The organism is Arthrobacter sp. sptzw32, from assembly GCF_059089735.1.
Window position 1 is genome coordinate 107,388 of the sequence record NZ_JBNHEZ010000005.1, and the last position, 17,223, is coordinate 124,610.

The following is a 17,223-nucleotide window of genomic DNA, read 5'->3' on the forward strand; positions in this document are numbered from 1 at the left end:
ATTGTGCGGTGATGCAATCCCCCCTCCCCGTGCGCGACGGCGTCAACGCAACCCGCCTCCGCCTTCCGGAAGAGGGACCGTGGGACACGGCCATGGACTACATGATGCACCGGTGGGGCCACATTGATCCTCAGGGCATCGAGGACAGGTTCGACGCCGGCGAGATCGTTGGCGAGGGCGGGGTCCCGCTGCACCGCGGCACTCCACTGCAGGACCACACGTTCATCTGGTATTACCGGACGCTGCCGCCCGAAACCCGTATTCCCGTGGAACTGGACATCCTGCACCAGGACGAGCACCTGCTGGTGGTGGACAAACCGCACTTCCTGCCCACCACGCCGGGCGGGACATATATCCAGGAATCCGCCCTGGTGCGCCTGCGGAACCAACTCGACCTGCCGGACCTGATCCCGATGCACCGGCTGGACCGCATGACCGCCGGCGTCCTGCTGCTCTCCACCAATCCGGAAACCCGGGGCAGGTACCAGGTCCTGTTTGAGAGGCGCCAGGTCCGGAAAGACTACGAGTGTGTCTCCGCCGCGGAACCCGCCCAGGGGTATCCCGCCGTCGAATTTCCCGTGGTGGTGCGCAACCGCATGACGAAGTCCCGCAGCTACCTGCTGGCCGAAGTGGTCGATGGCGAGCCCAACGCAGAAACCCGGATCGAGCGGCTGGAGGTGTTCGACGGCGGCGCTCCCGGCACTCCCCCGCGCCGGGCGCTGTACCGGCTCGAACCCCACACGGGAAAAACCCACCAGTTGCGGGTGCACATGGCCTCACTGGGGCTGGGAATCGTTCATGACGCGTTTTACCCTGAACTGCTGGACAAGGCTCCGGACGACTACGCCCGGCCGCTGCAGCTCCTGGCCCGTGGCATCCGTTTCGTTGACCCGATTTCCGGACGGCCGGTGGAGTACAGGAGCCGGCTGCAGCTCAGCGAGGCCGCCGGTTCCCGTTGCCTCTGACTCGTGCTGGCTGCCATGGCGCGGCCGGCCGTCACGGCGTTCCAAGCCGACGGTTCCTGCAGTCCCTATCTGCGGTACCTTGTGGCAATGGACAACAGCTACGCTGACAGCTGGGGGACGGCCATCTATTTCTGGATCATCCCCATCGTGCTGGGCGATGCCATCTTTCCGCCCGTCCCGTCCGAAATGGTGGTGATCACCGGCGGGGCACTTTCCGCTGACGGCAGGGCCAACGTGCTGCTGGTGCTGGCCTTATCCGCCCTGGCCTCATGGCTCGGCGACGTTGTGGTGTTCCAGTTGTTTAGAAGGCGCCTGAGCCACATCCTTGACCGCTGGAAGTGGGGCCGCCGCGTGCACTCCGGAATCCACGACGCCATCGCAAAGGCCGGCCGTTCGTCCACATACGGAGCCATTATCGGGGCCCGTTTCATCCCGGGCGGAAGGCTCGCCACGTCCGCCACTGCCGGGATCGCCAACGTCTCAGTCCGCGGCTTCAGCCTGTGTGCGGGCCTCGGCGCAGTGCTCTGGGCCTGCTGGCTGGTGGGCCTGGGGTACTTCACCGGCTCAGCAACCGGGCTGCCCTTCTGGGCCAGCTCGCTGATCGGAGTGGCGCTGGGACTCGTGATCGGCGTCGTCGTGGGCGTTATCGTGACCCGGCGCCGCGGCAGCAGGTCCCCCGTTGAGGAGCCGGAGCCTCCCCTGGCCTAGCCGTTGCCGACAGGAGACCAGCGGCCGCGGCTGCGACGCAGCACCATCAGCGAACCGGTCAGCGCAACGCGTTCGACGGCGTCGCGCATCATGGCAGCCGATTCCAGCGCCTGCTGGTTCTCGCCGCTGTACTCCGCCGCCTCAACAAGGAACCGGAGATTCAGCTGCGGCACCCCGCCGGCTATCTGCAGCTGGTTCGACTCCACATGGTGGCGTGTTTCCAGCGCCTCCACCGCTGCATCCATAACGGCTTCGGGCGGGTTTCCAGGCTTCAGGCCGGTGATTTTCAGGCGGGTTTGGAACGAAGGCATGCTCCAACCCTACCGAGACGCTCTCTCACTTCACGCAGGAAAACCGCGGACGCGCTCTCACAATTGAACTGGTAACAAGTGAGAGAGCGTCCGGGGAAAACCGCCTTTAAGTGAGAGAGCGACTTAGCCCGTATTGCGCAGGCCTGCCGCCACGCCGTTGACGGTGATGAGCATGGCCCGCTGCAGGCGTTCGTCAATCTCGGCCCCGCTGATGCTTCCGCTCTCTGAGCGGACGCGGCGCAGGAGTTCCACCTGCAGGTAGCTGATGGGGTCCAGATACTGGTCGCGGATCTCCAGGGAACGCTTAAGCGTGGGCTGGGCGTCCAGGAGGAGGTTCTCCCCCGTCAGGTTCTGAACCTCGGCCACCGTAAGCTCATACTCCTCGCGGATGGCCCTGAAGATGTGGTGCAGCTCGGCCGGGACCAGCGTGGACACGTAATATCCGGCGATGTCCAGGTCAGTCTTGGCCAGGGTCATCTCCACGTTGGACAGCACGGACCGGAAGAAGTGCCAGTTCTCCCACATCTCCACCAGCTGTGCCGAGTTCCCTGCCTCGCGTGCAGCCTTCAGGCCGGAGCCGACACCGAACCAGCCCGGGACGATCTGCCGGGACTGGGTCCAGCCGAACACCCATGGGATGGCGCGCAGGCCGCCAAGTCCCGCGCCGGAGTCGGGACGCTTCGACGGGCGGGAGCCGATGTTCAGCGAGCCCAGCTGTTCCACCGGGGTGGAGGCCAGAAAGTAGGCGGGCAGGTCGGGGTCGTCGATCAGGTTCCGGTACCGTTCAAAAGCGGCATCGGAAATGGTTTCCATCACGTGCCCGTACCGTTCCCGCTGGTCGGCGGAGGTGCGCGGGTCGCGGTGCAGTGCGGATCCCTGCAGCACGGCCGCCAGGGACAGCTCAAGGTTTTCCCGGGCAAGTTCGGGCAGCGAGTACTTGTCCGAGATGACTTCGCCTTGCTCGGTGAACTTGATTTCACCTTCCAGGACGCCGTTGGGCTGGGCCAGGATGGCATCGTAGGTGGGCCCGCCGCCGCGGCCAACGGAGCCGCCGCGGCCGTGGAACAGGCGCACGCGCACGCCGTGTTTGGCGGCAACGTCCCGCAGCTTGCGCTGGGTCTTGTGGATTTCCCACTGGCTGGTCATCACGCCGGATTCCTTGTTGGAGTCCGAATAGCCCAGCATGATCTCCTGGACATCCCCGCGCAGCCGCACGAGTTCACGGTAGGAGGGGTCGGACAGCAGCCGGTCCACGATCTCGGCGGATGCCCTCAGCTCCTCCACGGTTTCCAGCAGCGGCGCGAACCCGATTTTGGCGTACGGCTTCTCACCGAAGAGGTTCACCAGGCCGGCTTCACGGGCCAGGACCGCGGCGGCAAGGACGTCGTCGGCTCCGCGGGTCATGGAGATGATGTAGGTCTCGATGACGTCCGGGCCGTACATGCGCAGGGCGCGGCGGATTTCGCGGAAGACGTCGTACGTTCCGTCCGCGGCGCCGTCGAGCTTGATCGGGTGGCCGGACAACGGGCGCCGGGAGGCGAGTTCGGAGCCCAGCACCTCAAACCGTTCACCGCGGCTCAGTTCCGCATAGCGCAGCCCTGGCCCCCCGATCCGGTCCATGAGCTGGCCCACGGCGTCATGGTGGTGGTCGGCGTGTTCGCGGATGTCCAGGGTAGCCAGGTGCAGGCCAAAGGAAGCGATGGCGCGGCGGACCCGGGCAAGGGCGCCGTCCGCAGCGAGCGACGCCGAGTGGTTGCGGAGCGAGAGTTCCAGCAGTTCCAGGTCCGCCAGGAGTTCGTCGGTGCCGCTGTAGTCCCTGCCGTGCTCGTGGTTCGAGTTTGCAGCCACCCTCTTGCCGGTGTTGATCAGCTTGGCCTTGATGCAGGTGAGCTTCAGCCGGTAGGGCTCCTGGGCGTTGAGCTCCAGCACCCGCCGGTCCAGCCCCGGCAGCTTCTTGAGGTCGGCGTCGATGGATTCAAGCAGCGCCTTGTCCGCGCCGGCAAGCGCGGTGGAGTTGGAGAGGATGGAAATCAGCTCGTCCATCATGCCGATGCTGATCCGGACTGCGTGCTGGTTCTGGATCTGCAGGATCTCCCTGGTTACGGCGGCGGTGACGTTGGGGTTACCATCACGGTCACCGCCAATCCAGGAACCGAAACGGATGGGGGCGTCCTGGGACGCGAGGCTGACTCCGTGTTCGCCCAGCAGTTCCGAGAGCTCGGTGAGCATTTCGGGCATGGCGTCGGTGAGGATGCCGCCCAGGTAGTAGATGGCGTTCCGTGCTTCATCCACCGGCGTAGGCCGGACCTGGCGGAGTTCATCCGTCTGCCACATCTGGTCGATGATTTCGGCGAGCTGCCGGTCCTGGCGGCGGCGGGCCGCGGTGCCCTCGCTGGTGGGCTGGGACAGCACGTCGGAGAGCTTGCGGATCTTGTCCAGCACTGAACGGCGTGAGGCCTCGGTGGGGTGGGCAGTGAAGATGGGACGGACATCGAGCCCGTTGACTACTTCCTGCAGCACGCCGGGGCCGGCCTGCTCAACGATTTCCGTTACGGTCTTTGCGAGCCAGCCGTCCTTTTCCGCCCGCGTCCGCAGCCCGCGCACGCGGTGGACCTGTTCGGCGGCATTGGCGAGATGGAAGTAGAAGGCAAAGGCCCGGACAAGGTCGGTGGCCTGCTCGATGGGCAGGGAGCCGAGGAGCTCGCGGACCTGGGCCACGACGTCTTGCGCGCTCCACGGGCCGGTGGCATCGGCGCCGCCGCGGGCAGCTTCCTTGGATTCCTTCGTCAGGAGGCGGACCTGCTCCACGAGGTCCAGGAGCTCGGGACCGTGCTGGCGGACCAGGGATTCACCCAAGAGGGTGGAGACGCGGCGGACGTCTGCCCTCAATTCGGAGGCAAGGTCGGTTTCAGAATGTGCTGCAGTGTGAGCCATGGAAGCTGTCTTTCGAGGGTTTCGGGCTTGGCTCGTACACTGCGCTGGATACTGTGAGCCACGTTACTAGCTAACGATGCTACCCGCTGTGCGGCACGTCACGGGAATCCGTCTCGGAAAATGTCATTCGTTGGGTAACCGACGTGGCGTTTGACGCCCTCCAGCTCCATGCGGAGCCTTTCCAGCTCGGTCCTGTAGCGAACCAGTGCGGCCTTCCGACGCCTGGCAGCCCGGGCATTGACCGCAAGGACCACCAGCCCTGCCGGAACGGCGGCAGCCAAGGCCCATCCTGCTGCAGCAAAAAAGTCCAGCGCCACCGGCAGGGCCGCCCGGAAGTCGATGAAGTCGTTGACACCGTCGGCCATGCCGCCCAGGGCCGCTTCCAGGGGCTTCAGGAAGTCACCCACGACGGGCGCACCGGACAACGGCGGCGGACTGAGCCTGGACTGCGCGTCGCCGCCCCAGCGGCCGTCGCTCCAGTGGTTGAGGACGTAGATGCCTGCGCCGGTGCTGGCCGCCATAAACACAAGGAGGGCCCCCAACAGCGCCTGGTCCGGGCGGTGCCGCCGCCACAGAAGCATGGCCGCTCCCAAAACAGCTGCACTGATCCAGGTCAGCGCCCTGAGCGATTCACTGCTTACCCCCGCCAAAATGTCCACGTACCCATTCAACAGGGCGGGTGGCGTCGCCGTGGAATGAACACCCGCGCTGCGCGGTTGTAGCCGGCGCAGACGAAACCTCGGAAGGGAACCATGAGCACCATTCCAGCGGCCAGGGTGGAGCGCTGGCAGCGCTTCCGCGACAACCGGAACAAGGCCATCGCCGCCCCCCACGGCTGGCTGACCCTCACCTCCTTCCAGTGGCTGGAGGAGACTCCCGCCGGCGTCGACCTCGCGCCCGGGCTCTGGTCAACGGACGGTACGACGGCGGCGCTCACCGCCGCGCCGGCTGATGGCCTGTCTCTGGTGGACTCGGGCAAGCCCGTCCATGGCACGGTTTCCGCCGCCCTCGCCGACGAGGAGTCCCTGATGTGGGTGGGGTTCGGCGGCGGGGACGGGACGCAGGTTGTGGTTGAGCTGGCCAGGCGCGGAGGCAGGTACGCCATCCGCACCCGGGACCCGGGCTCCCCCATCTTCACAGAATTCGACGGCGTCCCCACCTACCCGTACAACCCCCGCTGGGAGGTGGCCGGCAGGTTCGAGGCGTACCCGGAGCCGGTGGATGTGCCCATCGCGACGGCCAATCCCCTGGTGGACGGGATACACCGCACGGTGGGCGAGGTGGTATTCCGCCTTCCCGGCAGCGGGCACGAATTCCGGCTGCAGGCGGAAGAGGAAAAACTCGGCGCCCTGACCGTAACGTTCCACGATGAAACCAACGGCGACACCACCGATGACTGGCGGAAGCTTGCCCTGCCGCGGCCCCGGCCGGACGGGTCAGTTGTCCTGGATTTCAACCGAGCCATCAACTATCCCAGCGCCTTTACCCCCTACGGCACCTGCCCCATGCCCGTTAGGAACAATTCGCTGGACGTGCGGATCGAGGCCGGCGAGATGCAGCCGTACCCCGCAGGTGACTAAACAATCGCCGACACGCCCGTGACGGCCCGGCCAACGATCAGGCTGTTGATCTCGAATGACCCTTCGTAGGTGTAGATGGCCTCCGCGTCCGCGAAGATCTTCGCCATCCGGTAGTCAGTGACGATTCCGTTGCCGCCCAGGATGGACCGGCCCAGCGCCACTGTCTCCCGCATCCGGGCGCTGATATAGGACTTGGCCAGGGCCACCTGCGGCATGTCAGCGGCCCCTTCGTCCTGCAGCCTTGCGAGCCCCGCCATCATCCCCATGCTCGCCACGGCGTTGCCGAGCATGGTGACGAGCTGCTGCTGGACCAGCTGGAACTGCGCGAGCGGGCGCCCGAACTGCCGGCGTTCGACGGCGTACTCCCGGGCGACGTCGAAGGCCGCCAGCTGCTGGCCCACAGCCTGCCAGGCGACCATGATGCGCGAACCCCGGAGGAGTTCGTTAGTGTCCTCGAAGCTGTTGACGGCAACGAAGCGGTCCGCTTCCGCCACCCGGACGTTATCGAAGACAATGTCGGCGTTCTGGACGGTCCGCAAGGCAATCTTGTTTTCAATCCGGGACCTGCTGACGCCCGGCAAGGTGGCGTCCACAATGAACCCCCGCACAGCTCCGTCCGCCTCGTCCCGGGCCCACACCAGCATGTAGCCGCAGAACGTTCCGTTGCCGATCCACCGTTTTGCCCCGTTCAGCACCCAGGTGTCCCCGTCCTTATCCGGCTCTCCCGTGGCGGAGGAGATCCTCCGGGCGCGCGTCTCCATGCCACCGGCGACATCGGAGCCGTGGCCCGGTTCCGTCAGGGCGAAGGCGCCGGTAATGCGCAGGTTCGACGCGTCGTCCAGCAGCCGGTGCCTCTGGTCCTCGCTGCCGAAGGCGTACAGGGACTCCACAAAGAGGTCGTGATGGACCAGGAAAAAGGTGGCGATCGAGGTGTCCACCCGCGTCATTTCGGCGATCACCAGCCCAGCGAACAAGTGGCTGTAGCCGCGCTGCGCCGGAGTGCTCAGCTGCAGGGCCGCCAGTTTGGGCAGGATGTGTGCCGGAAACTCCGCCTTGTTCCACCACTCTCCTGCGAAGGGAGCGATTTCCGCGGCCAGAAATTCACGCAGTTCCGCCAGCTTCTCCCGCTCGGCCTGGTTCAGCAGGGATTCGACGGCGAAGAAGTCGGCCGGGGGCAGGCTGGATACGGTTCCAGCGGCGGGATGGGCAGTGCTGGTCATTTCGGTCCCATCCGGATGGCGCCGTCAAGCCGGATGGTTTCACCGTTCAGCATGGCGTTGTCCACGATGTGCGCCGCGAGGCTGGCATATTCCTCGGGCTTTCCCAGCCGCGAGGGGTGCGGCACCTGGGCGCCCAGGGAGTCCTGGGCTTCCTGCGGCAGTCCCGCCATCATGGGCGTTTCGAAGATTCCCGGAGCTATGGTGACCACCCGCACCAGCGAGCGCGCCAGCTCGCGTGCAATGGGCAGGGTCATGGCTGCAACAGCACCCTTGGACGCCGCGTAGGCGGGCTGGCCGATCTGTCCTTCGAAGGCAGCAACGGAAGCGGTATTGATGATGACGCCCCGTTCGGGTCCGCCCAGCTTTGTAATGACCGGCTCAGTGGTGACCATTGCCGCTGCTGCGAGGCGGAGCACATTGAAGGTCCCCACCAGGTTTACCTGAATAACCCGGTTGAACGCCTCCAGTGGAAGCACCCCCTCCCGGCCCAAAACCTTTCCAGGAGTGGCGATGCCGGCGCAGTTGACCACAATCCGCAAGGGTCCAAGCGCCGTCGCGGCGTCGACAGCAGCCTGGATGTCCGCTTCGTTCGTTACATCCGCGGGTACAAAGACGGCGGACTGTCGGGGGTTTCCTGACGGAGTTCTGCTGTTCAGCTCCTCCGCGAAAGCTGCGCCTGCGGAGGACGGAAGATCCAGCAGCACCACTGCTGCGCCGCCGTCGAACAACCTGCGGGCGGTAGCTGCCCCCAGTCCCGAGGCGCCCCCGGTAACCAGCGCGACACTCCCGGTAACGTCCATACATCCTCCTCGATGCGTGCCTGCTTCCCGCAGGTGACCGCGAAGCATTAGTTAGTGCATGTTAACTGAAATTGCGGCCGATCTGCACTACCTGGCCACCGTCCGGCATGCCGCCGGACCCGGCTAGGGTGGAAGCCATGACTTTCGCGGACGCCGCTTCTCCCGTTGACTGGCAGGAAAGGGCCAACGCGGCCGCCCGTTCGGTGACCGCTCTTTTCGGCAGGAAGCTGTTTTTCCTGCCGGGAACACACCTCGGGTCGGTGAAATGGCCGGCCCCTGCCGTGCGGTACTCCCTGAAGGGGCACCTGCTCCGGCCCTGGCATTACTGGTGGCAGGCCCACTACGTTGACTGCCTGGTGGATGCCGGCCGGCGGGAACTGGGAAACGGCGCAACACCGGCATCACGGTTCGACGGCCCCGGCAGGACCACCGCCCGGCAGTTGGCGTCAAGCCTGGTGACCGGGATGTGGCTGCGCAACGCGTTCACCCTCGTCAACAACTATTACGACGACATGGCCTGGCTCGCCCTCGCCGTCCTGCGGCTCGACCAATTGGCAAAGGAGACCGGGCAGCGTTATGCCGGCATCCGCGCGTCACTCACCCTGCAGTTCGACGCCGCCTGCACCGGCGACATGGGCGGAGGTGCCTTCTGGAGCAAAAAGCGGGACTTCAAGAACACGCCCGCCACTGCACCCATCGCTCTCTTCTATGCCCGCACCGGCCACCTGGCCAAGGCGCAGTCCCTGCTGGACTGGCTGGACGCCACCCTCTTCGACCCGGACCAGGGCCTGTACCTCGACGGCGCCCGGCTCAGCCCGGAAGGGAACGTGGTGGTCGACAGGGCGGTCTACACCTACAACCAGGGCCCGGTCCTGGGCGCGCTGCTTGAACTCGGCGGCGAAGCGAATCTTGCCCGGGCCACAGCGCTGGTCGAGGGCGTGGAGCGGCAGCTGACTGTTCCGGAGCAAAGCGCCTCCGCCGACCAGGACACCCCAAGTGCTCCCCGGATGGTCCTGCGCTGCGAGGGAACGGGCGACGGCGGCCTCTTCACCGGAATCCTCTGCCGCTACCTCGCCCTCGCCGCAGTCGACCCCCGGCTTCCTGAACGGACCCGGGCTACCGCTGCACGGCTGGTGTTAGACACCGCCGGCGCTTTTTGGGACGGCAGGCGTCCTGCCGGCCCGGGCGATGGCCGCATCCGCAATGGTCAGCACGGACGGCCGGTTTTTTCCATGCATGCGGCCTGCCCGGCGGACGCCACCTACCCGCCTGGAACCAGCGTGGACCTTTCCACACAGCTGCAGGCCTGGATGGCCATCGAGGCCGCCGCTTCCATCACCTGATGACTGCTACTGCTGCACCGGCGGACGCTTCTTTTGCGGGTACGGCGCGTCACCGCGGGCCAGCATCTCCACAAACCCGGCAATCTTCCGCTCCCGGGTGGCGGCCTGCTTCACCGAGTTCGTCCGGTAAATCAGGGCGAACCGGTTGGTCCTGGTGAGGACATCGAACATGGCCTGGGCGGCAGGAACGGCGGCTATTGCCGCTGCCAGGTCCGCCGGGACTTCGGCGGTTGCCTGTCCTTCGTAGGCCTTGTCCCACCGGCCGTCTTCCTTCGCTGCCTTCACCGCCGCCCGTCCCGCGTCCGTCATCCGGCCCTCGGCCTCCAGCCGGGCCACATACGTGACGTTCCTTGCCGACCACGGGCTCCTGGGTCCGCGGGGCGTCATCCGCTGGAAGGAACTTTCACCGTCCCGCCGTTTGGCCTGACCGTCAATCCAGCCAAAACACAGGGCCTCGTCCAGCGCTGCCGCGTAGTCCAGGCGGGTCACCTGCCCGCCCTTTTTATGCAGGACGAGCCATACACCGGGGCTGGTTTTGTGGTTTTGCTCCAGCCAACGGCGCCAGGCGGCAGCATCCGGAACCAGCAGTTCCTCGAGTTCAACAGCCATGGCCCTATTCTGCTCCTGCGCTCCGGGAGCACAAGCGAGGCGGCACCCGGCGGCCCTCGTGGCAGGATGGCACCAAAGTCCCGTCACCATGCACAGGAGAAGCCATGCTGCGTGTCCGCCCCCTCCACTTCACCTCCAACATCGAAGCCTGGGACCGCCTCCTGACCGCCCTGGGCCTGGTCTTGAGCGAGGGCGACGGCGGGTTCCGCGTCTTCGACGCCGGCTCGGGGCGCCTTGCCCTCAAGGAAGTACCGGAAGGAGCGGCAGAGGACGGAACCACAGCGTTGGCGGTGGAAGTCGGAAACCTGGCTGAGTTCGCCCGCCGGACGAACCTCGCCGCCCAGGATGACGGAACCACGCCTGCCGGGCTGGTCATGGCGGACCGCGGCGAAGCCTGCAGGATTACCGCGCCGGACGGTTTCAGTTTCCTTGCTGAAAAAGCCGCCCAAAATGTCGAGGAGACCGGCGCTGACCCGGCCCTCGCCGTCGTCGGGGTTTGGCTGACGGAGGACACCGCCGCGGCATCCGCCACACTGCGCCACGTCGGTGCCCGCCCCCGCCCGGCGCCGGACGCTGACGAAACTGTCGACTTCACCGCCAAGAACGGCGGGTTGCTTTTGGTGCGGCCGGCGTCCGGAACTCCACGCTCAGGGCTGGGCTTTGAGTACGACGGTGGCCTCGAACCTCTGCAGGAAAGGCTCGCCTCCGCAGGCATGGAGGCCAGCATCACGGAAGAGGCATTCGGCAGCACCCTCCACGTCCCCAATCCGGACGCCGGCCCCGGCGCGCCGCATGTGGCGGCAATGGTATGGATCTCGGAGCGGCGTCCCATGCGGTAGAACTTAACCATGAACGTGCGCACCCCTGACCCGAATCCCGGCTGGCTCTCCGAAGAAGACCTTTTTGAGGCGCGAGGGCGGCTGCCCATGGTTTACGTGGAGGCAGTGCCCGTCCGGTTGGATCCGCTGGGGTTCGTCAATGAGGTGGGTACCCTCCTCCAGGCTGACGAGGACGGCACCATGGTCCGTTCCCTCGTTTCCGGCCGCGTCATCTACCGCGAGACCATCCGCGCAGCCCTTCTCCGGCACATGGAAAAGGACCTCGGCCCGCTGGCGTTCCCGCAGCTGCCCATCAGCCCGGTCCCCTTCACCGTGGCGGAGTACTTTCCCGCCCCCTCCCAGACAGGCTTCACGGACGAGCGCCAACACGCCGTGTCCCTGGCCTACGTCATCCCCGTAACCGGCGAGTGCGAGCCACGCCAGGATGCCCTTGAACTCACCTGGATGACCCCCGCCGAAGTTCTCAGTCCCGGCGTCCAGGTGGAGTTCAGCGGCGGGCGGGGCGGCCTCATCCGGCAGGCCCTTGCCTTCGCGGGTGTGGGGTTTTGACACCCTCGGCGGCACCCGGCGTCCCCGACTTCGGGCCCCCTCCTTTGTAGACTGTAGGGCGGACCGCAAGAGAACTTAAGGACTCCCATGACCGAAACACCAGCCGCCCGGCACCATCGTGAACAGCAGGCTGGGACCCTGACCACCGGCAGCTGTATCCTCCTGCCCGACGGCGAACGGACAGCGGAGATCCATCAGGTGGAGCTGGAAACGGACGATTTCGGCGCACCCGCCCTGGTACTTGCCAGCCTTTCCGGCGGCGGGACACTTCGCATCGCCGTCGGCACCACCGTGACTGTCACCGACGGAGGGGCCAGCGCCGTGGCGCAGCTTCCGCAGCCAGCAGAGGCGGAGCCTTCCGAGGAGGCCCCGCACGAGCGGCCCCGCGAAACACCCGCCGCGGCACCAGCAGCTCCCGCCGTCGTCGTACCGCCCCTTCCCCCGGTTCCCCCCGCGGCAAACGGTCCGGGCGAGGAGGAACTCGCCCTGATCCCGGCTCCGGAAGGCACGCCGGAATCTGTGGTGGAAACTGCAGCGGAAGCCCACCCGGACGCGACGGGCGTGCTGCTGCTGGCCGACCGGCTCGCCAAAGGCGTGAACTTCAAGTCGGGCAGCTGCCTCAAGGACCTCAGCGACCTGGCCCATGAACTCTTCATTACCCTCAAGGACGCGGACGGCGCGCTGGCCGTCGCGGACCTGCTCAACGTCCTGCCCTATGACGGGAACCCCGGCCGGTGGGCCTCGGTGGAGGCGTCCCTGGCGCTGTCCAGCTACATCTGCCGGCAGGATGGCCAGAAGGAGCGGGCCGAAGTTTATGAGCGGCTGATCCGCACGCCCGAAAACCAGGAGACCGATCCGTTCAAGGCGAGGATGGCCGCCAAGGTCCGGCAGCGCTCGCTCAACGAACCCAACCTGTACGACAAGGAAATTTTCCGGTCGATCGACAACTCCAACCATGACGCCGAACGGGAATGGCGCCTTCTGCGGCTCGAATCCCTGCTGTTCCTCCGGGCGCACGGAGGTTCGGAAACCATCGGCACCGGGGAACTGGAGCGCCGCATCAGCAACGAACTTGAGGCTGTCCGCTCCTAAGGAAATTCCCCCTACCCGGGGTCCGGCCGGAGTTGTACATTCGGGGCTATGACTAACAATCTGAGCGTGGTGATCAATGCTGACGCGCCGCAGGTCTGGACAATGCTGCGCGAACCGTCCAAAGTCGCCGAATGGCACGGCTGGCAAGCCGAGGACCTGGACGCCGAGATCAAGGAAATATACTTCTCCGCGGACGTGGAGGAGGCCCCGGACCACACCAGCCTGACAGTCCACGGCGGGGACGTCTTCGAGCTGAGGCCTGTCCCCCAGGGAACCCTGGTCAGCGTGACCCGGGCTGCCGTGGACCACAACTCCGAGTGGGCGGCCTGGGACGAGGACATCACCCAGGGCTGGCTTACGTTCCTGCAGCAGCTCCGGTTCGCACTTGAACGGCACCCGCACGGCAAGCGCCGCACGCTGTTCCTGCAGGTACCGGGCGGGCCAGGCTCAGGAATTGAAAAACTCGGTTTGGCCGATCTCCCCTCCCGGGGTGAGAACTACCAGCTGACCTTGGGCACCGGCGAGGAGATCTCCGGAAAGGTCTGGTACCGGACCAACCACCAGGTGGGACTGACGGTCCACAGCTATGCCGACCATGGTGACGGACTCCTTGTGGTGGCGGACCAGCTTGCCATCGAAGACGTCAGGCCCGACGGCGGGTCCCTGGTGATCGCTTCCACGTACGGCCTGGGTGCCGCCAGGCTTGATGCAGTCCGCACCTCCTGGGATTCGTGGCGGGCTGAGAACTACCCCACATCGGAACCCGTGAGCTGAGCGGCCTGCGCGATTGCTGGCACACTGGTACGGTGCCAGCCAACCCTGCTTCCGGTCCTTCCCCTTCCGCCGCCCCGGCAGACCCCGGCTTCGACCCCGCGTTTCCTGATGAAGCGGCGCGGGGCGCGTCGGCCCGGCAGTCCGAGTTCGGGTTCCGGGTTGGCACCCGCCTTGCCGAAACCTGTCCGCCGTCCGCTGCCCAGGTAGCTTCGAACGGGGGTCAGTTCCTGGGACGCACCGGCACCATCACCACACCCCACGGGGAGATACAGACCCCGGCGTTCATCGCCGTCGGGACCAAAGCCACGGTTAAGGCTGTGCTCCCCGAGTCCATGGCGGACCTCGGGGCCCAGGCGCTGCTGGCCAACGCCTACCACCTCTACCTGCAGCCGGGAGCGGACATTCTGGACGAGGCAGGCGGCCTTGGTGCGTTCATGAACTGGCCCGGGCCCACGTTCACGGACTCGGGCGGGTTCCAGGTCATGAGCCTCGGCTCGGGTTTCAAGAAGGTCATCGACATGAAATCTGTGGACGCGTCCGGACCTGACGATGCCGTTGCCCCCGGCAAGGAGCGCCTTGCCCACATTGACGACGACGGGGTCTGGTTCAAATCGCACCTGAACGGGGACCGGCACCGTTTCTCCCCCGAAATCTCGATGCAGGTGCAGCACAAGATCGGCGCGGACATCATGTTCGCCTTCGACGAGCTCACTACCTTGCAGAACTCGCGCGGCTACCAGGAAGAGTCACTGGAGCGCACCCGGCTGTGGGCACTGCGCTGCATTGCGGAGCACTTCCGGCTCACGTCGTCCCGGGCGGGGAAACCGTACCAGGCCCTGTTCGGCGTGATTCAGGGCGCCCAGTATGAGGACCTCCGCCGGAAGGCGTGCCGTGACCTGGGCGCCATGCCGTTCGACGGGTTCGGCATCGGCGGGGCCTTGGAGAAGGAGAACCTGGGAACGATTGTGCGCTGGTGCAACGAGGAACTGCCGGAGGACAAGCCGCGCCACCTGCTGGGCATCTCGGAGCCGGACGATATTTTTACTGCAATTGAGAATGGGGCCGACACGTTCGACTGCGTCTCCCCCACCCGGGTGGCCCGGAACTCGGCGTTCTACACACCCCAGGGCCGGTTCAACCTGTCCGGGGCAAAATACAAGCGTGACTTCGGTCCCCTCCAGGACGGTTGCGACTGCTACACCTGCACGCATTACTCACGGGCGTACATCCACCACCTGTTCAAGGGCAAGGAAATGCTGTCCGCCACCCTGATCTCGATCCACAACGAGCGGTTCGTGGTGAAAATGGTGGACGACGCCCGCCTGGCCATCGAATCCGGCACCTTCTTCGACTTCAAGGCCGAGACGCTGGGGCAGTACTACTCCTGAGCGCCTTGGCGGCTCCCTCCGCCCGCCGCCGTCGCCGCCGAAACTGCTGGAGCGGCCGGACCGGCGCCGTTTCGACGGTTCCCTGCGCCCTCGACGTTCCGCATCACCGCTTGTGCGGGGAACCGTCGAAACGGGCTTGTCCACATAGCCTCGTCCGGCGTTGAGCGTCGAAGTCAGCCCCGCCATCGTGGAAGCATGACCGATTTTGCTGCGCTTCCTCCTTCGACAAATCTTTGGCGGACAGACGAACTCCTCGAACTGGGCCTGAATTCGCGGGCCGTCTCGGCACTGGTCCGGCAAGGAATTCTGGTCCGGGTGCGGCGGGGTTGCTACGCACGCGGCGCCTGGTGGGCGGGGTTACAAGCCGCCGGGCGCCGTCGTCAGTTCATCCATGCGCACGCGCATGGAACCAGAACGACGTCGGCAGGCGGCTTCGTCTACAGCCACACCTCGGGTGCGAGCTTGCGGCGGCTTCACCTGTGGGACGTCAATGACCTGGTGCACGTCACCCAATCGGGCCGCCCGTCCAGCATCTCGCACGGACGCGGCGTAGTTGCACACACAAGGAGTCTTGTCAGCCGGGACGTTTCGTTTGTGGAAGGCCTGCCGTGTACGTCGTTGGAGCGCACGGTGGTGGACTGCTGCCTTATGTTCAATCTGCGGCAGTCTGTAATCCTGGTAGATCACGCTGCCAGGCTTGGCGCTGACCTCTCCCTCCTGAGGAGTCATTGCGCCGCGCTGGCCGGCCGCAACGGAGTCGTGGCGCTGCGCCGGGCCCTCGAACAGGCGGACCCGCGTTCCGAGTCAGCCGGCGAGAGCCTTACCCGGGAACTGATCCACAGGCTGAGGATCCCGGCGCCGGATCTGCAGTACGAAGTCCACACCCACCTCGGACGGCACCGGCTGGACTTCGCCTGGCCGGACCGGAAGGTTGCCCTTGAGTTCGACGGCAAGTCCAAGTACTTCGACTATCGGCCCACCAATGATGTTTTATTCGACGAACGCCGGCGCGAGAAGGCGCTGATGGAGGATGGCTGGACCTTTCTCCGCGTCGAGTGGAAGGACCTGTTCAACGAAGCGGAGTTCAAGTACCGCGTGCTCCGGGCGCTGGCCCAGGGCTCCGCGCGGTGAGCACCGGGCTGAAGGCGCGGCCGTTTCGACGGTTCCCTGCACGTAAGACGATCCCGGACGTCGAATGTGCGGGGAACCGTCGAATCGGGCAGGGGAGGTGGGCTGGCGCGGAAGGTCAGGCCGCAGGCTCGGGAACAGCGCCGTAGCTCGGCTCCCGCTTCTTGATCCACCCGATGACCAGCGACGTGACAGGCACCAAGATGAACTCGACGAGGGTTTTGTAGACAAAGCCCACCACAACGTAGTTGACGAAAGTCGTGAAGTCGGTGATGCCGATGACGGATGCGGCGATGCTGCAGAAAATCAGGGTGTCCACGAACTCGCCGGCCCCTGACGAACCCATCAGCCGTGCCCAGAGGGAATTCTCCCCGGAACGCGCCTTCATCCGCACCAGAATCCACGAGTTGATGGTCTGCCCCGCGAGGAACGCCAGCAGCGACGCCAGCACAATCTGCGGTACGGGGCTTAGGGCGCCTTCCAGGGCGGCCTGCTTGGATGATCCGAACTCGTCGTCGAAGCCAGGCAGGGCGATGATCACCCAGTAGCTGAGCGACGCAAAGACGGACAACGCGAATGTGGTGAAGATAGCCTTGCGGGCCACCTTGAAGCCATAGACCTCGCTGATCACGTCGCCCAGGATGTAGGCCAGCGGGAAAAGGAAGAAACCCCCGTCGGTGATGATAGGGCCGATCGCCACGCCCTTGGACGCGCCAATGTTGGACAGAATCAACACCACCGCCATGAACGCCAGCATGATTCCGAAGTACGGTGAACCAATGGAGGCAAATTTGGCGCCGCGGCCGGACGGCGTTGTTTGCGGCAGGGCGTTTTGGCCGGGTGCTGAAGGCATGGGGAGTCCGTTTCGTAGTGGTTCGCTCGGGGCCCGGTATAACGGGGCTGCCGGCTGTATTAGCACTGTCCGCCCAATTGTCCCACTGAACGGGGTCCCTTTCGGCGCGCTGTTCAGGCACACAAGGCGG

At 65.8% G+C, this 17,223-nt stretch carries 17 protein-coding genes; 10 read left to right on the forward strand and 7 right to left on the reverse strand.

Annotation, left to right across the window (positions count from 1 at the left end; translation table 11 throughout):
• The first annotated feature begins 11 nt into the window (after positions 1-11).
• Both AC5RVN_RS11260 and AC5RVN_RS11265 read left to right on the forward strand, forming a co-directional pair.
• Positions 12-965, forward strand: a complete 954-nt coding sequence (locus tag AC5RVN_RS11260) for an RluA family pseudouridine synthase (RefSeq protein WP_494040793.1) — start codon at positions 12-14, stop codon at positions 963-965.
• A gap of 87 nt (positions 966-1,052) precedes the next feature.
• Positions 1,053-1,673: a DedA family protein gene (locus AC5RVN_RS11265; RefSeq protein ID WP_494040692.1), complete on the forward strand. Its 621-nt coding sequence runs from the start codon at positions 1,053-1,055 to the stop codon at positions 1,671-1,673.
• Here the strand turns inward: AC5RVN_RS11265 and AC5RVN_RS11270 are convergent.
• From AC5RVN_RS11270 to AC5RVN_RS11280, 3 genes are all read right to left on the reverse strand, one after another.
• Positions 1,670-1,984, reverse strand: coding sequence for a hypothetical protein (locus AC5RVN_RS11270; protein ID WP_494137983.1), 315 nt, complete (start codon positions 1,982-1,984; stop codon positions 1,670-1,672). The genes AC5RVN_RS11265 and AC5RVN_RS11270 overlap by 4 nt on opposite strands.
• 123 nt (positions 1,985-2,107) lie before the next feature.
• Positions 2,108-4,918: a phosphoenolpyruvate carboxylase gene (ppc, locus tag AC5RVN_RS11275; protein WP_494137984.1), complete on the reverse strand. Its 2,811-nt coding sequence runs from the start codon at positions 4,916-4,918 to the stop codon at positions 2,108-2,110.
• Positions 4,919-5,016: 98 nt separating this feature from the next.
• Entirely contained in the window at positions 5,017-5,577 is a 561-nt protein-coding gene (locus AC5RVN_RS11280) for a hypothetical protein (protein ID WP_494137985.1), read from the reverse strand.
• Between the two features lie 93 nt (positions 5,578-5,670).
• Between AC5RVN_RS11280 and AC5RVN_RS11285 the strand changes: the two genes are divergently transcribed.
• Positions 5,671-6,498: a DUF1684 domain-containing protein gene (locus AC5RVN_RS11285; protein WP_494137986.1), complete on the forward strand. Its 828-nt coding sequence runs from the start codon at positions 5,671-5,673 to the stop codon at positions 6,496-6,498.
• On the opposite strand, the gene AC5RVN_RS11290 is transcribed toward AC5RVN_RS11285, so the two are convergent.
• Entirely contained in the window at positions 6,495-7,718 is a 1,224-nt protein-coding gene (locus AC5RVN_RS11290) for an acyl-CoA dehydrogenase family protein (RefSeq protein WP_494137987.1), read from the reverse strand. The two genes, AC5RVN_RS11285 and AC5RVN_RS11290, sit on opposite strands and share 4 nt — an antisense overlap.
• Complete coding sequence (locus tag AC5RVN_RS11295) at positions 7,715-8,518, reverse strand: SDR family NAD(P)-dependent oxidoreductase (RefSeq protein ID WP_494137988.1); 804 nt, start codon at positions 8,516-8,518, stop codon at positions 7,715-7,717. The genes AC5RVN_RS11290 and AC5RVN_RS11295 overlap by 4 nt, the downstream gene beginning before the upstream one ends.
• Before the next feature lie 137 nt (positions 8,519-8,655).
• Here AC5RVN_RS11295 and AC5RVN_RS11300 point away from each other — a divergent pair, with 137 nt between their 5' ends.
• Positions 8,656-9,861 (forward strand): glycoside hydrolase family 76 protein, encoded by a 1,206-nt coding sequence (locus AC5RVN_RS11300; protein WP_494137989.1) that lies wholly within the window; start codon positions 8,656-8,658, stop codon positions 9,859-9,861.
• A gap of 6 nt (positions 9,862-9,867) precedes the next feature.
• Here AC5RVN_RS11300 and AC5RVN_RS11305 read toward each other — a convergent pair whose 3' ends face one another.
• On the reverse strand, positions 9,868-10,470 hold the full coding sequence (locus tag AC5RVN_RS11305; RefSeq protein ID WP_494137990.1) for a YdeI/OmpD-associated family protein: 603 nt from the start codon (positions 10,468-10,470) through the stop codon (positions 9,868-9,870).
• A gap of 104 nt (positions 10,471-10,574) precedes the next feature.
• On the opposite strand from AC5RVN_RS11305, the gene AC5RVN_RS11310 reads away from it, so the two are divergent.
• The 6 genes from AC5RVN_RS11310 (at position 10,575) to AC5RVN_RS11335 (ending at position 16,243) form a co-directional block, all read left to right on the forward strand.
• Positions 10,575-11,309 carry a VOC family protein gene (locus AC5RVN_RS11310; protein WP_494137991.1) on the forward strand — a complete coding sequence of 245 codons (735 nt, stop codon included), beginning with the start codon at positions 10,575-10,577 and terminating at the stop codon, positions 11,307-11,309.
• 9 nt (positions 11,310-11,318) lie between these two features.
• Complete coding sequence (locus AC5RVN_RS11315; RefSeq protein ID WP_494040682.1) at positions 11,319-11,858, forward strand: NUDIX hydrolase family protein; 540 nt, start codon at positions 11,319-11,321, stop codon at positions 11,856-11,858.
• 87 nt (positions 11,859-11,945) lie between these two features.
• Complete coding sequence (locus tag AC5RVN_RS11320) at positions 11,946-12,950, forward strand: DUF6707 family protein (RefSeq protein WP_494137992.1); 1,005 nt, start codon at positions 11,946-11,948, stop codon at positions 12,948-12,950.
• A gap of 48 nt (positions 12,951-12,998) precedes the next feature.
• Positions 12,999-13,724: an SRPBCC family protein gene (locus AC5RVN_RS11325; RefSeq protein ID WP_494137993.1), complete on the forward strand. Its 726-nt coding sequence runs from the start codon at positions 12,999-13,001 to the stop codon at positions 13,722-13,724.
• A gap of 32 nt (positions 13,725-13,756) precedes the next feature.
• On the forward strand, positions 13,757-15,112 hold the full coding sequence (gene tgt / locus AC5RVN_RS11330; protein WP_494137994.1) for a tRNA guanosine(34) transglycosylase Tgt: 1,356 nt from the start codon (positions 13,757-13,759) through the stop codon (positions 15,110-15,112).
• 195 nt (positions 15,113-15,307) lie between these two features.
• Positions 15,308-16,243, forward strand: a complete 936-nt coding sequence (locus tag AC5RVN_RS11335) for a type IV toxin-antitoxin system AbiEi family antitoxin domain-containing protein (RefSeq protein WP_494137995.1) — start codon at positions 15,308-15,310, stop codon at positions 16,241-16,243.
• 115 nt (positions 16,244-16,358) lie between these two features.
• On the opposite strand, the gene AC5RVN_RS11340 is transcribed toward AC5RVN_RS11335, so the two are convergent.
• Positions 16,359-17,093, reverse strand: coding sequence for a queuosine precursor transporter (locus tag AC5RVN_RS11340; protein ID WP_494137996.1), 735 nt, complete (start codon positions 17,091-17,093; stop codon positions 16,359-16,361).
• Between the last annotated feature and the right edge of the window lie 130 nt (positions 17,094-17,223).